Raw genomic sequence first — 14842 nt, 5'->3', positions numbered from 1 at the left:
AACAACTGATAAGAATTTGAACCGAAATAAAAAATATGGCAACTAAATTTCCAAAATTTAGCCAAGACCTTGCTCAAGACCCTACGACCCGTCGTATTTGGTATGCGATGGCGACTGCTCACGATTTTGAACTCCACGATGGCATGACGGAGGAGAATCTTTATCAAAAGATTTTCGCCTCTCATTTCGGTCATTTGGCGATTATCTTTTTGTGGGCATCGGGGGTTTTATTTCACGTCGCTTGGCAAGGCAATTTCGAGCAGTGGATTAAAGATCCTTTAAACGTGCGTCCGATCGCCCATGCGATTTGGGATGCTCAATTTGGTCCACCCGCGATCGAGGCTTTTACGAGAGCCGGAGCAACTAACCCAGTCGATATCTGCTATTCCGGTGTTTATCACTGGTGGTACACGATCGGGATGCGGACGAACAACGAACTTTATGTTGGTGCGATCTTCTTACTTTTACTCGCAGCTTTGTTCTTGTTTGCTGGTTGGTTGCACCTCCAACCTCGATATCGTCCGACTCTCGGTTGGTTCAAAAGTGCCGAACCACGTTTGAATCATCACCTAGCTGGTTTGTTCGGTGTCAGTTCCCTAGCTTGGGCGGCTCATTTAATTCACGTCGCGATTCCCGAATCTCGCGGGCAACATGTGGGATGGGATAACTTCTTGTTTACCCCGCCGCATCCAGCAGGGTTAGGTGCGTTTTTTACAGGGAATTGGAGCGCTTATGCCCAGAATCCCGATACAGCTGGACATGTGTTTAACAGTTCTCAAGGTGCAGGAACGGCAATATTAACGTTCTTAGGTGGTCTTCATCCTCAGACTCAATCTTTGTGGCTGACGGATATGGCGCATCACCACGTGGCGATCGCCGTCTTGTTCATAATTGCCGGACACATGTACCGCACAAACTGGGGTATCGGTCACAGCATCAAAGAGATGCTGAACTCCAAATCTTTTTTTGGAGCAAAGGTTGAAGGTCCTTTCAACTTACCGCACCAAGGATTGTACGACACGATCAATAATTCGCTTCACTTCCAACTGTCTTTTGCTTTAGCTGCTTTGGGTGTAGCAAGTTCTTTGACAGCACAGCATATGTATTCGATGTCACCCTACGCTTTCATCGGGCAGGACTTCACGACTCAAGCAGCGCTGTATACCCATCATCAGTACATTGCTGGGTTTTTGATGGTAGGGGCATTTTCCCATGCTGGCATCTTTTGGATTAGAGACTACGACCCAGAACAAAACAAGGGTAACGTCCTAGATCGGATGCTGCGCCACAAAGAGGCGATTATTTCCCACTTGTCTTGGGTGTCTCTTTTCTTGGGTTTCCACACTTTAGGCTTATACGTCCACAACGATGTAGAAGTTGCCTTTGGTGCGGCAGAAAAGCAAGTGCTGATCGAACCAGTGTTCGCTCAGTTTATCCAAGCAGCTCATGGTAAGGCGTTATACGGGTTTAATACGCTGTTATCAAACCCAGATAGTATTGCTTCTACAGCTTGGCCTAACCATGCTAATGTTTGGCTACCAGGATGGTTAGATGCGGTCAATAACACGACGAACTCGTTGTTTTTGACGATTGGACCTGGAGACTTCTACGTTCACCACGCGATCGCCCTTGGTTTGCACGTCACCACTTTAGTCCTGGTCAAAGGAGCCTTAGATGCTCGCGGTTCCAAACTAATGCCCGACAAAAAAGACTTCGGCTATGCCTTCCCTTGCGATGGTCCCGGTCGCGGTGGTACTTGCGATATCTCTGCATGGGACGCTTCTTATTTAGCCGTGTTCTGGATGCTCAACACTTTAGGTTGGGTCACTTTCTATTGGCACTGGAAACATTTAGCAATCTGGGAAGGGAATGTAGCTCAATTCAACGAGTCTTCCACTTATCTTATGGGCTGGTTCCGAGATTACCTCTGGTTGCATTCCGCTCAATTAATTAATGGTTACAACCCATACGGCACGAATAGTCTAGCTATTTGGTCGTGGATGTTTCTCTGGGGACACCTGGCTTGGGCTGTGAGTTTCATGTTCTTGATTACTTGGCGGGGTTACTGGCAAGAATTGATTGAAACTCTGGTCTGGGCACACGAAAAAACACCATTATCTTTCGGATACTGGAGAGATAAGCCTGTTGCGCTGTCTATCGTTCAGGCTCGTCTAGTTGGCTTGACTCACTTCACCGTTGGTTATATTGCTACCTATGGCGCTTTCTTGATTGCGTCAACGGCTGGAAAATTTGGCTAGCCTAGAGCAAAAATTTTAGGGCAGATTCTACAAGAAATACATTCGTTGTTTCTGCCCTAGAACTTGGCTTTATCAGTTGCGAATTTAGACTCTCCTCTCCTGGTACGTCCACCAGGAGAGTTCTTTGAAAACCATGAGTTAATACTTTCTATATTCGCGTTTATCTGCGTTACAACTCATAAAAAAATTGCTTATTTGAGAAGTCGCACGTAAGAAGCAAGAGCGGAGAATAGACAACTTTAATTAGGAGAAAATCAAAAATGAATAATACTGCCAATCCATCTGTAGAATCAAAATTGAACTATAGGCTCGATACCGATCCCGTTCAACCCTATAAAGGAGATCCGTTTAACAGTAATTTCTCTACAGCTATTACCGATTCTCCTTTGGCTAGAGCTTTTATTAACAATCTTCCTGCCTATCGCAAAGGACTCACTCCCTTTATGCGTGGTTTAGAAATTGGAATGGCTCACGGCTATTTTCTAGTAGGACCAGAGGTTGTGGTTGGTCCATTGCGAGAGACAGCTCATGGTGCTAATTTGAGTGGATTAATTACAGCAATATATATAGCTGTATCAGCCTGTTTGGGAATTTCTATTTTTGCCATTACGACCTTCCAAGGAGATCCCAGAGGTGCTTATGGTACTACCTCTAAAGACTCGCTCAGACCCTTGAGACAGCGAGAGGAATGGTATCAATTAAATGGTGGAATTTTTCTAGGAGCAATGGGAGGAGCTGTATTTGCTTATTTACTGCTAGAAAACTTCGATGCTCTAGACTCGATTTTGCGGGGTGGGGTTAATGTTAATTAGCGTGTATGTGGGCTGCCCATCCTACAAACCTTACCAATTACCGATTACCAATTACCAATAAAAACTGGAGAACAGCATCATGGTAGATATGACACAATTAACAGGGTCTTATGCTGCTTCGTGGTTGCCTTGGATTATGATTCCTTTAATATTTTATATTTTGCCTTTTCCAGTATTTGCTCTAATATTTATTTGGATTGAAAAAGAAGCAGGAACGGCTGACGAAGAAGTATGATTGCACGGACAGAGGAAACCAATATATCTCGGTTTTGAGGCAAAGATCTTGAAGATCCCCCCCTAACCCCCTTAAAAAGGGGGGAATCTCTCGCCTCCTTTTTAACTCAGTTGTGGGAGCTTGTTTTAATTGCATATAGAATAGTTATGCGATCGCTCCTATCTTTCCTCTTCTATATCAGTCCTATTTGATTTACAAATTTTTTCCTGTAGAGAGTTACATGTAACCTCTCTACAGGAAAACCGATTTTTAGTTAGTCGTTGTGAGATCGGAGTTAAAAGCGGCGAGAAAATTCTCGCTATTGAAGAGGTTGCCTTCGGTAGTTTGAGTCAATTCTGTTTGTCCAGCAGGAGAACCGCTACCAAGCGACGTTAGTAAATCTTGTTTGATTTGTTCGGCTAAAGAGTTAATACTAATATCTAGCTCGGTATTGGCTGGGCGATCGCTAAAAATGCTTTCATTGATGTCAATACTTGGAGCCGTTGTTGATGACTCGGAATTCCAACCACTACCGAGTAAACTCAAAAAGTCTTTACCGACTCGATCGATCAGCGAGTCAATACCTTGGCTAACTTGATTACTATCGGCATCGCTATTATAGAAATTTCCCAAACTACTCGTTAGTAAGCTGTCAACCTCATCGCTAATAGCATTGCGATCGGTAACAAACGTCCAATCGCTGTTACCAATAACTAGCTTCCCGTCACCAATTTCCTTGAAGCCATTTGCTAACGGATTACCAATAACTAAGTTATCGTTACCGCTGAACCGATTGCTATTGCCAATCGTTGCATTACCACTACCGAAATACCAGTTGCCATTGCCAATCGTTGCATTGTCACTACCAAAATGCCAGTTGCCATTACCAACGGTTTTATTAGCATCATCAAAGTACCAATTGCCGTTACCGATGCTTTCGTTAGCATTAGCAAAAAGCCAATTACCGTTACCAATGGTTGCATTTTCGGTTCCAAAATACCAGTTACCATTGCCAACAGTAGCGTTGTCGTTATCGTAATACCAGTTACCGTTACCGAGAAGATCGTTGTAACTAGCAAAAAGCCAGTTACCGTTGCCAACAACTTCATTACCACTACCAAAATGCCAGTTGCCATTGCCAATAGTTCTATTATTAGTAGCACTAGCCGCACTTTCAGAATCGGCTAAATCGGTAAGACTCTTGAGCCAGTCACTATTATTAATAGGTATGGGTAGATTGTTAAAGGCAAGGTTACTATTACTATCGGTAGAAGACGAGTTATTATCAGTGGTTAAACCGTTACCTCTGAAGTATGCGATCGCACCCTGAAGGGTGGTGTCATTACCAAAAGGTGAGTTCCCCTCACTAGAGGAATTAGAATCGATTAATTGCTGCCAGTCTCCATTAACAAATATCCAATTACCGCTACCAGTAATAGAATTGTTGTTGTCATGGTACGTGCTACTACCACTCGTACTCAGGCTATCAGTATTGATAAAAGGATTGTTACCTCCAGCAAACGGATTACTATCTCCGCTCCCTGTAGGTGGATTATTGCTGTCAGCAGAGGAAACTGTACTGCCTTCAGGAGGAGTACCAACACCGCTAAAGATGGTTGTAAGACCTTCATCGCCTAGAACTTCGCTTAAAGGTCCAAATGGCGACTGTTGCAGTAGGTTATTTAAATCGGTAGAGGAAAGATCGTTTTGAGTCGGAACGAGATTATCGCTACTAGTAGTATTGTCTTCGCTAGCTAGAGGGCTTTCAGCACTAGTAAATGGATTATCCCCTGCACCTGGATTAACACCACCAGCGAAGATATTCCAAAAGTTATCCCCAGCAAAAGGATTGCCACCGTAAGCTAAATCGCTTTCTGAATTGGGGTTATCACCAGCAAATGGATTCTCTGTGTTACTGCTATCAGCAGCATCACCAACACCACTAAAAATATTGGCAAGATCCTCAACATCTAAGACTTCACTTAAGCGACCAAAAGGCGATTGTAGTAGTAAATCGTTTGCGTCGCCCGAGGAACCATCATTCTCTGGTTCAAAAGAGTTAGACTCAGAGGTGGACATGAAACTACTTCTCCTAATTACTAGTACAGAGTTCTAAATGGCAAAAATATTCTATATGTCCAGAAATTAACTAGTATTAATTGCTAATGTTTCGCGCGTTATCTTTGCAAAAAAATACTTGTTTTGCTATCAGAACTGATTTGCTAAGAGTTAGCAATTGAACTACGAATATAATTGCAGTATTAATTAATACTGTATTCGATACTAAAATAGTCTATACTTCGTAAGACATGATTGTCAGTGACGAATCTTTCGAGCAATTTGTTATTTATTTTTTTTTTTCTAATTGATATAAAACCAATAAGCTGCAAGTCATGACTTGCAGCTTATTGGTTTATACTTACGTCTTGCAATGGCTCTACTCTGGTTATAGCCAAATTACCGAAGCTGAATTTGTGTTGAGACTAGCTTGAGCTTGAGGAGCGTTTAGCAATAAATTATTGTACTCATCGCTATGAGGAACTACGATCGCGTCATTACTAATAGTTAAGATTTGACTCGGAGTAGCTGCACCACTGAAATTCCACTTGCTGCCAATCGGATCGGGAAAATTGCCACTATTCGGATTGTTCCCGTCACCAAAGATATTCCAAAAGCTGCCACCACTAAAAGGATTACCACCGTAGAGTAAATCGTTACTCATAGGAGAAATCTCTTCATCATTGGCATTGCGATCGAACGAGTCGCTACTACCAAAAATGCCACTCGAACTGTCTAGTTCGAGTGATTCACTGAAGCGATCGAAAGGCGAACCTAGCAAAATATCGCTGCTATTACTAGTGTCATCACTAGCAGCACTGCTGTTGTCAAACATACTATGTTATTCGTTTACAAGTGGCAGATTATTTCTGAGTTTTTGCTTGCTTTTTTGACTACCTTTGACTGTATTGGCAGTACCGCGCCAAACCATTAGGAAAAAAGCTCCAGCAATTAAGGTTCCCAAGCCAGTTTTTATGACATTTTTTGTCAAGTTAAGACTATTGGCTGTATTTTGTGATGCTTGTGCTTGGAATTTCTTCTCAGAATTAACAATTCCAGCAAGAATTTGACTTTTTAATTGCTGAGGATTTTGAGCTTTCGGTGCATTAATCCGTAGATTGAACCGAGACAATGTATCTGTAATTTCTCTATCTGTTTGAGCTTGACTGAGTTGTTGCTTGATACTTTGAAGCTGTGCTGATTGTTGGGCAATTTGGCGATCGCCTCCTTCGTGTATTCGCCAAGCAGAACTGACAATTAGAGGTAGTAGCAATAGAAACAATATGCCAGCTACCAGAGCCGCTCTAGACAAAAACTTGAAAATTTTAAAGTTTTTCTCGCCAATTAAGAGAAATACTAATCCAATTAATGGCACAGGCGATCGCTCAACTAGATGGCTTGCCATTTGAAACTCCCACGCAGGATTGGTAAAACCTGGAGGAATAAAAATACTAATAATATCTAAAAGTGACAAAGCCAATAAGACATAACCAGCTATGCGAAAAAGCGGACTAAACCAAAATTCTTCACTATTAGATTGAGACATGAAAAATTGCCTTCTTGAATTCAAAAGTTAAAAATCAAAACCGAGGAGTCAATTGTCAGTGTTTAGTGGCTAGTGATTAGTGACTAGAATTGAATCGAAATACTAGCCGCCAGTCACTAAATAGCTAATTGTTCAGCTATAACAAATTCGCGAAACTGAAGAAAAAATGTCTTGGCAGTACTATCAATTAATGAATTTCTACTAGTACAAATTGCTGATTCTATGCCGTAACTTTTGTCTACTAGATACAGTGCAAAAGCTGCATTTAAAGTGACGAGATCGACCAGTGCTTTTCGCCCCTGTCCGCTAAGAATAGCGAGAAATTCTGCGGCGTTATCTGTAGCATTGCCTCCAGCTAACTCCGATTCTGGGACGGTTTCCATGCCAAAATCTTCAGGCACGATTTGCTTTGTACTGATGCGATCGCCCCGTACTTCTATAACTTGAGAAGCACCTGCTAAGGTGATCTCATCTAGTCCATCCGAACCAGTAACAACTAAAGCCTCTATCCCCAACTCCATCAAAGTTTCCGCAATAATTTGCGCTACTGCTGGATCGCCACAACCGACAAGTTGATGTTTGGGTTGGCTGGGATTGAGTAATGGTCCTAGTAGATTAAACACAGTAGGATAACCGACTTCAGCTCTAGCAGCTGCGATCGCCTTAAAAGCTGGATGCCAATCCCGCGCAAATAGAAAACTTAGCCCAGTCGTTGCCAAACTTTCAACAGCACGCGCTGTCATCGCTGTTAGAGAAATTCCCAAAACTTCCAGCAGATCGCAGGAACCGTTAGGTTTAACCGAACCTCGATTACCGTGCTTGGCAACTCGAACCCCCAAAGCAGCAACAATAAACGCTGCCGTGGTAGAAACGTTATAGCGCGGTCGGCGCACCCCGCCAGTACCAACGATATCAATATCGACATGCCCAAAGTTCGCCCGCCGCCTTCTATCCCAAAGGACATCGCGATATCCTAATAGTTCTTGAGTTTGGGCATCGGCTACTGGTCGAGTTTGCAAAAAGCTAACAATTTCATTGAACTCAGCTTCACCCGACAAGAGATACTCCATCACCTGACGTGCTTGTTCTCGCGATCGCGGTATTTGCATCATATGTGGGGCTAGGAAATCAATACAATTAGACAATGCACAATTCTGACTCCTGTACGGGCGGGTTTTGACCGAAGATTGATTGCTGGAACCGTGAATTTTTTGCTAAACCCGCCCCTACAAATACTCACTTTCCACTGACAACTGGTAACTGATAACTGTTCACTGATTCTTTAGTCCAGCGATTCATGGCTTTACCGACAACGGCGAGTTCTTGCATCAAGGAATCGAACCGTTCTGGAGTGAGTGATTGAGGTCCATCGGATAAAGCTTTGGCGGGATTGGGATGGACTTCGATCATTAACGAATCCGTACCTGCTGCGATCGCTGCCATTGCCATTGAGGGGACGTACTCGGCTTTACCCGTACCGTGGCTGGGATCGATCGCGATTGGTAGATGGGTGAGCGCTCGCAACACGGGAATAACTGATAAATCGAGTGTATTCCGTGCATACTGGCGATCGAAACCGCGAATCCCTCGTTCGCAGAGAATTACATTCGAGTTGCCTGCTGCCATGATGTATTCTGCTGCCATCAGCCACTCTTCAATCGTGGCTGACATTCCCCGTTTGAGAAACACTGGTTTATCCTGCGCTCCTACCTTCTTGAGGAGGGGAAAATTCTGCATATTTCTCGCCCCTACCTGTACGATATCTGCCACGGCTGCAACCTTGTCCAGATCGGCAGTGTCCATGACTTCAGTGATAATTCCTAAACCCGTAGCATCGCGGGCTGCAATAAGTAAATTTAAAGCACTCTCGCCATGACCTTGAAATGCATAAGGGGATGTACGAGGTTTGTAAGCACCACCGCGCAGGAACTTCGCGCCTGCTGCCTTGACTCTTTGTGCGGTATACACGATCATCTCTTCGTTTTCTACCGAGCAAGGACCTGCGATCGTTACGAGCGGGTGGTGTTCTCCAAAAGGGACGAAACCATTTGGAGTGGATACCACAACTTCACTGGGTTCGCCGTGGCGAAACTCGCGGCTGACGCGCTTGAATGGTTGTTCAACCCGCACGACTTGTTCGATCCAAGGACTGAGTTCTTGGACTCGGAACGGATCTAATTCAGCTGTGTTCCCAACTAAACCGAGGACAATTTTGTGTTTACCAACACTTTTTTCTACTTTCAAACCCCAATTACTTAACTCTTCAGAAATTCGAGCGATTTCCTCTTCTGGAGTACCGCTTTTCATTACTACGATCATATTTAATCTTCCTGTTAATTTGTTAGTTATCAGTGACTAGTGGCTGGTGACTAGTGGCTAGTGAAGAAAGGGTGTGGGGGAGCCAGTGCGGTCTTGGGGGTTCCCCCCATGAGCAACTGGCGCTATCTGGGTGTAGGGTGTAGAGAAATTTTGAATTTTGAATTTTGAATTGTAACCCTAGCTGCCAATCCCTAACTTCACGACAGTTTGTACGTCCTTATCGCCACGTCCAGAGCAGTTGATGACAATACGTGGACTGCCACTTAATTGCGGACAGAGAATATCTAAATAGGCGATCGCGTGGGCTGTCTCTAGAGCTGGAATAATCCCCTCTAGTTGAGCCAAATTCTTGAATGCATCTAATGCTTGGGCATCCGTGACGCTGTAATATTCGCCGCGTCCGATATCCTTTAAATAGCTGTGTTCGGGACCCACTCCTGGATAGTCTAGTCCAGCACTAATTGAATGTGCTTCTATAACTTGACCGTCTTCGTCTTGAAGTAAGTAACTCATTGCACCGTGCAACACGCCAACTCGTCCTTGCGTGAGTGTTGCTGCGTGTTTTTCCGTACTTACCCCTTCCCCTGCTGCTTCAACTCCAATTAATCGTACTGTTGGTTCGTTGACAAATTCGTAGAACATTCCAATTGCGTTAGAGCCTCCCCCGACGCAAGCTAAGAGAATATCTGGCAACCCGCCCCATTTTTGCTGACATTGGGCGCGAGTTTCCGTACCAATAACAGCATGAAAGTCTCGTACCATCATCGGATAGGGATGAGGTCCAGCAACGGAACCTAAAATATAATGAGTTGATTCTACGTTTGTGACCCAATCTCGAATTGCCTCCGAAGTTGCATCTTTTAACGTTCCCGTACCTGCCTCTACTGGGCGCACCTCCGTCCCCATCAGCCGCATCCGAAATACATTTAGGGCTTGCCGTTCCATGTCGTGAATGCCCATGTAGACGATGCACTGCAACCCAAAGCGAGCGCAAACAGTAGCAGTTGCAACCCCATGCTGACCTGCTCCCGTCTCAGCAATAATTCTTTGCTTGCCCATCCGTTTTGCTAATAAAACTTGAGCGAGAGCATTATTGATTTTGTGAGCGCCCGTATGGTTTAAGTCTTCCCGCTTCAAATAAATCTGCGCTCCCGTGCCATCAGGTCGTAGGTAGTGTTGGGTCAAACGCTCGGCAAAATACAAAGGGCTGGGTCTGCCAACATAGTCATGCAGTAGTTGTTGCAACTCAGCCTGAAAGCTGGGATCGACCCGATATTGTGCGTAGGCTGCTTCTAGTTCGGTTAGTGCAGGCATTAATGTTTCCGGCACGTACTTCCCACCGAAACGCCCAAACCGACCCAGGGAATCGGGTTGTACTTGTGCTGAAAGATTATTAGTTTCTCTGATGCTAACCACGGTTTTTATGGGTAATGGGTAATGGGTAATTGGTAAGTTGTAAATTGGGTATTCGGAATCAACTCATAACTAACCCCTCGCTCCTCACTCCTTGCTCCTCACTCCTCACAGAAATTGCTGATTTTAGTTCTCGACACAATTGAGCGATCGCCTGCAATCCGTCAGATGAATTTGCGGCTGCTAAATGTTTGACAAAGGCGCTACCGACGATCGCCGCATCTGCGCCCCAATCTTTGACCTGACGTGCTTGTTCGGCTCCAGAAATCCCAAAACCAACACCAATCGGTTTATCGGTAATGCGACGCATGTCTGTTAACAAAGTTTTTACCCGTTCTTGTAAGTGCGATCGCACCCCCGTTACACCCGTAACGCTAACAAGGTAGATAAAACCTTGCGATTGACGAGCGATCGCGGCTATCCTTTCGGGAGAGCTGGTAGGCGCTACGAGTAAGGTGGTCTCAATGCCAGAATCAGCCGCAGCTTGAATTAACTCTGTCGCTTCTTCTAGAGGTAAATCCGGCACGACTAACCCCCGCACCCCAGCGCTGGCAATTTGTTGACAAAAGGCACGAACGCCTCGGTTTAAAATCGGGTTGTAGTAGGTAAATAAAATCAACGGTGCTTTGAGGTTAGGGCTGACAGTTGCTACCATTTCTAGCACCTGCTCTAAGCGCGTACCTCTTTGCAACGCACGAGTCGCTGCTGCCTGAATTACAGGTCCATCAGCCAGTGGATCGGCATAGGGAACGCCCAACTCGATGAAATCTGCACCGTGGCGATCGAGAGTATATAAAGCTTCAGCCGTCGTTTCTAAGTAAGGATCGCCAGCTGTAATAAAAGGAATCAAAGCGCACTCTTGGCGGCTGCGTAAAGATTGGAAGCGATCTGAAATCATAGGGGCTGGGGAAGGACAAGGGGGACAAGGAGGACAAGGGGGATAAGGAAGCAGAGGGGCTTCAGGTGTAGGGGAGCTGAGGCAGAGAATAAAACTAGCCACTAGCCACCAATCATTAGCCACTCACTACTGACTACTCACAACTCACTAATTTCCTTACAGCTTGTTCTACATCGGGTTGTTTAACGAGCGACTCTCCGACTAGAACTGCACGAACGCCAGCGTTGGCAACCAGGGATAAATCTTCAGCTGTATGCAAACCAGACTCGCTGACAACGGTAATGCCCAAATCGCTAATTTGTTGCCGACGCTGTGCCATTAGTAGCCGTGTTGTTTCCAAATCGACGTGAAAGTTTTCTAGATTGCGATTGTTAATTCCAATCAGGCGCACATCGGATAGTGCTAGTACGCGATCGAGTTCGCCAAGTGTGTGTACTTCAACTAGAGCAGTCATGCCCAATTCATGAGCAATTTTTAAAAAGTTTTGCAAACTGCTATCTGATAAAATGGCTGCAATTAGCAATACTGCATCTGCTCCAGCAGCTCGCGCTAGATAAATTTGATACGGATCGATAACGAACTCTTTGCATAATAGCGGTAGTGCCACACTTTGCCGAATTTTCCGCAGATTGTCAAAACTGCCTTGAAAGAATTTGCGATCGGTCAAAACTGAAATACAGGTTGCGCCACTTTGTTCGTATGCTTGGGCAATTTTTACCGGATCGAAGTCAGCACAGATAACTCCTTTACTTGGCGATGCTTTTTTGACTTCGGCAATCAAACTTGGTTGGCGATCGCTTTGCTCGATCGCCATCAAAAAGTCTTCTGCCCACGGTGTATCGTTGACCTGTTTTTGCAACTCAGCTAATGGCATATCTGCTTGCAGTTGAACAACTTCTTGCTGTTTATGCCACACAATTTCAGCCAAAATATGACGCGATTTACTGTTAGATGCAACCTGATGATTGATTTCGATAGTAGCCATTGAAAACTCGGGTATGAGGGTTAAGTCAAAAGTCAAAAGTTAAAATTAGTTACTAGCTACACGCAATTACCGATTACCAATTACCTAACAACAACAGATTTTGATGCTTGAAGTTGCGTATAATTGCCAACAATATTTGTGACAATTCTTAAGCCAATGTCTCCCGTTAGGGTCATGATTGATTCGGGGTGAAACTGAACTGCAGCAATTGGCATTTCTCGATGCTCGATGCCCATAATTACGTCATCATGAGAAATTGCCGTAACCTTTAAATCTGGGGGTAAAAGTTTTGGTAGCGCAAATAATGAATGGTATCTACCGACTTCAAAGGATGTGGGTAAGTTCTCGAACAAATGAGACTCTGAATCTGTCACAAAAACGCGAGAAACTTTGCCGTGTTGAGGATAACTCAGTACTCCTAGTTCTCCGCCAAAAGCTTCGACAATTCCTTGTAGTCCCAAACAAACGCCAAAGATCGGAATTTGTCGATTGATGCAGGCTACAACTGTGTCTGGAACGCGAAAATCCCTCGGTCTACCAGGACCCGGTGAAAAGACTACCAAATCTGGACGCTCGGTGTCGAAAACTGTTTCGCTAAAGCCGTGACGTAGTGTTTTGACGATCGCCCCAGTTTGGCGAATGTAGTTGGCGAGGGTGTGAACAAAGGAGTCTTCGTAGTCAATCAGCAGCACGTATGGACGCTGTTGCGGGCGATCGCTGGTTAATTTTTTTGTTTTGCTTGACAAATCGTCACCGATCTGGTGAGCGCGATTGATGGTTTCAAACATGGCAGCAGCTTTCGTAATAGTTTCTTGCGCTTCTGCTTCTGGAATTGAGTCATACAAGACGGTAGCGCCAACTCTAACTTCGGCGATCGCATCTTGCAATCTAATCGTGCGTAAGATCAGCCCTGTATTTAAGTTACCGTTGAAGTTTAACCAGCCAACTGCACCACCATACCAACGCCGAGAACTGGGTTCGTGCCGCTCGATAAACTGCATTGCAGCGCGTTTGGGTGCGCCTGTCACTGTCACTGCCCAAGTATGCGTTAAAAAGGCATCTAAAGCATCGAATTCCGGTCGCAGTTGTCCTTCTACGTGATCGACTGTATGAATCAGGTGACTGTACAATTCGATCTGGCGGCGACCGATCACTTGTACCGATCCGGGTTCGCAAATCCGCGATTTATCGTTGCGATCGACATCAGTACACATCGTTAGTTCGGCTTCATCTTTGCGGGAGTTGAGCAACTGACGAATTTGTTCTGCATCTTCGATCGCATCCTGTCCGCGCTCGATCGTGCCGCTAATCGGGCAGGTTTCAATATGCTTACCTTCCACCCGCACGAACATTTCTGGAGACGAACCAATTAAATATTCACTACCTAAGTTAAAAATAAACCCGTAGGGACTGGGATTGACTTGCTGTAATGTTTGAAATAACTGGGCGGGAGATGCTTCGCAAGCAGCAAAAAAAGTTTGGCTGGGGACAACTTCAAATAGATCGCCTCTTTGAAAGTAGCCTAGTGCTTCTCTTACCAGTTGAGCATATTCACCAGGGGCGCGATCGCAATCTTGGGCTGGAGTTAGGTGTTGACCCTGATAATCCATAGATTCACCTGTACGCGGTAAACCTCTGGTGCTGCTGTTATCTATCTCAAACTCATACTGATAGCGAAACGCCGTTTGTTGATAGCGATCGACAACGACGAGTTCATCTGGCAAATATAATACTAAGTCTCGTTGGTCTGTGGGACGAGAATGCAACTTTGGCATTGACTCAAACTGAAATACCAAATCGTAGCCGAATGCACCATACAAGCCTAAGCGATCGTCTTCGCTACTGTGGAAAGTATGTAATAACTGACGAATTACGGTGAAAACAGATGGTTGCCTGCTGCGTTCTTCCTCGGAATATATTCTTTCGGCTAATTTAACCGTGCCAACAATACAATTGTTTTCTAGCTGGACTGTTTCTAGTTGTGCATCTTCAGATAGACGCGCTGCCAAATATGGTAATAAAACCACGCCGCGATCGTTATGCGCCCTCAGAGTAAAAGCATTCTCGCGGGTAGCAAGTTCCAAGGGTGGATTGACAAAGCCAATCGCCCATCGCTTGTAACGCCCAGGATATTCATAGCTACTCGTCAATACCCCTCCCCGCTGAGAATTGAGGCGCAATAACACCTCTGCGATCGCAGAATCGACTGGTATCTCAGTGGTAGAGTAAGAAACGCGAATACCGCCTTCGGTTATATAGCAGTGGGAATCAGGTATCATACGGAGAGCTAAAAGATATTTGGGATGCAAACAGGGATTGATGGAGTGGTGCGTGGTAAT

The 14842-nt window shown here is 44.9% G+C and carries 12 protein-coding genes; 3 read left to right on the top strand and 9 right to left on the bottom strand.

Annotated elements, in window-relative coordinates; all coding sequences use genetic code 11:
- Positions 1 to 35: 35 nt before the first annotated feature.
- From psaB to psaI, 3 genes are all read left to right on the top strand, one after another.
- A complete protein-coding gene (gene psaB / locus N4J56_RS05725) occupies positions 36 to 2258 on the top strand; it encodes a photosystem I core protein PsaB (RefSeq protein WP_317105581.1) in 2223 nt (740 codons plus the stop codon).
- 260 nt (positions 2259 to 2518) lie between these two features.
- On the top strand, positions 2519 to 3070 hold the full coding sequence (locus N4J56_RS05720; protein WP_317105580.1) for a photosystem I reaction center subunit XI: 552 nt from the start codon (positions 2519 to 2521) through the stop codon (positions 3068 to 3070).
- Positions 3071 to 3149: 79 nt separating this feature from the next.
- Entirely contained in the window at positions 3150 to 3305 is a 156-nt protein-coding gene (psaI, locus tag N4J56_RS05715) for a photosystem I reaction center subunit VIII (RefSeq protein WP_015153097.1), read from the top strand.
- 249 nt (positions 3306 to 3554) lie between these two features.
- Here psaI and N4J56_RS05710 read toward each other — a convergent pair whose 3' ends face one another.
- The 9 genes from N4J56_RS05710 to N4J56_RS05670 form a co-directional block, all read right to left on the bottom strand.
- Entirely contained in the window at positions 3555 to 5363 is a 1809-nt protein-coding gene (locus N4J56_RS05710; RefSeq protein WP_317105579.1) for a hypothetical protein, read from the bottom strand.
- Positions 5364 to 5730: 367 nt separating this feature from the next.
- Positions 5731 to 6177 (bottom strand): hypothetical protein, encoded by a 447-nt coding sequence (locus N4J56_RS05705; RefSeq protein ID WP_317105578.1) that lies wholly within the window; start codon positions 6175 to 6177, stop codon positions 5731 to 5733.
- A 6-nt stretch (positions 6178 to 6183) separates the two neighbouring features.
- Positions 6184 to 6888: an HpsJ family protein gene (locus N4J56_RS05700; RefSeq protein ID WP_317105577.1), complete on the bottom strand. Its 705-nt coding sequence runs from the start codon at positions 6886 to 6888 to the stop codon at positions 6184 to 6186.
- Between the two features lie 116 nt (positions 6889 to 7004).
- On the bottom strand, positions 7005 to 8000 hold the full coding sequence (gene trpD / locus N4J56_RS05695; RefSeq protein WP_317105576.1) for an anthranilate phosphoribosyltransferase: 996 nt from the start codon (positions 7998 to 8000) through the stop codon (positions 7005 to 7007).
- Positions 8001 to 8124: 124 nt separating this feature from the next.
- The gene (gene aroF / locus N4J56_RS05690) at positions 8125 to 9207 is read right to left on the bottom strand and encodes a 3-deoxy-7-phosphoheptulonate synthase (RefSeq protein ID WP_317105575.1); all 1083 of its coding nucleotides are present in this window, start codon (positions 9205 to 9207) and stop codon (positions 8125 to 8127) included.
- A 177-nt stretch (positions 9208 to 9384) separates the two neighbouring features.
- On the bottom strand, positions 9385 to 10623 hold the full coding sequence (gene trpB, locus N4J56_RS05685; protein ID WP_317105574.1) for a tryptophan synthase subunit beta: 1239 nt from the start codon (positions 10621 to 10623) through the stop codon (positions 9385 to 9387).
- Between the two features lie 58 nt (positions 10624 to 10681).
- Complete coding sequence (trpA, locus tag N4J56_RS05680) at positions 10682 to 11518, bottom strand: tryptophan synthase subunit alpha (protein WP_410500429.1); 837 nt, start codon at positions 11516 to 11518, stop codon at positions 10682 to 10684.
- A gap of 133 nt (positions 11519 to 11651) precedes the next feature.
- Entirely contained in the window at positions 11652 to 12503 is an 852-nt protein-coding gene (trpC, locus tag N4J56_RS05675; protein ID WP_317105572.1) for an indole-3-glycerol phosphate synthase TrpC, read from the bottom strand.
- 80 nt (positions 12504 to 12583) lie between these two features.
- On the bottom strand, positions 12584 to 14782 hold the full coding sequence (locus N4J56_RS05670; protein WP_317105571.1) for an anthranilate synthase: 2199 nt from the start codon (positions 14780 to 14782) through the stop codon (positions 12584 to 12586).
- Between the last annotated feature and the right edge of the window lie 60 nt (positions 14783 to 14842).

The organism is Chroococcidiopsis sp. SAG 2025 (genome assembly GCF_032860985.1).
Lineage (GTDB): Bacteria > Cyanobacteriota > Cyanobacteriia > Cyanobacteriales > Chroococcidiopsidaceae > Chroococcidiopsis.
This window is presented reverse-complemented; position numbering and strand designations above follow the sequence as displayed.

What these genes read in the sequence shown, in the direction of transcription:
- N4J56_RS05700 (WP_317105577.1), bottom strand. Translation starts at nt 6,888, where the DNA reads ATGTCTCAATCTAATAGTGAAGAATTTTGGTTTAGTCCGCTTTTTCGC.
- trpC (WP_317105572.1), bottom strand. Translation starts at nt 12,503, where the DNA reads ATGGCTACTATCGAAATCAATCATCAGGTTGCATCTAACAGTAAATCG.
- trpD (WP_317105576.1), bottom strand. Translation starts at nt 8,000, where the DNA reads ATGATGCAAATACCGCGATCGCGAGAACAAGCACGTCAGGTGATGGAG.
- N4J56_RS05720 (WP_317105580.1), top strand. Translation starts at nt 2,519, where the DNA reads ATGAATAATACTGCCAATCCATCTGTAGAATCAAAATTGAACTATAGG.
- N4J56_RS05670 (WP_317105571.1), bottom strand. Translation starts at nt 14,782, where the DNA reads ATGATACCTGATTCCCACTGCTATATAACCGAAGGCGGTATTCGCGTT.
- psaB (WP_317105581.1), top strand. Translation starts at nt 36, where the DNA reads ATGGCAACTAAATTTCCAAAATTTAGCCAAGACCTTGCTCAAGACCCT.
- psaI (WP_015153097.1), top strand. Translation starts at nt 3,150, where the DNA reads ATGGTAGATATGACACAATTAACAGGGTCTTATGCTGCTTCGTGGTTG.
- aroF (WP_317105575.1), bottom strand. Translation starts at nt 9,207, where the DNA reads ATGATCGTAGTAATGAAAAGCGGTACTCCAGAAGAGGAAATCGCTCGA.
- N4J56_RS05705 (WP_317105578.1), bottom strand. Translation starts at nt 6,177, where the DNA reads ATGTTTGACAACAGCAGTGCTGCTAGTGATGACACTAGTAATAGCAGC.
- trpA (WP_410500429.1), bottom strand. Translation starts at nt 11,518, where the DNA reads ATGATTTCAGATCGCTTCCAATCTTTACGCAGCCGCCAAGAGTGCGCT.
- N4J56_RS05710 (WP_317105579.1), bottom strand. Translation starts at nt 5,363, where the DNA reads ATGTCCACCTCTGAGTCTAACTCTTTTGAACCAGAGAATGATGGTTCC.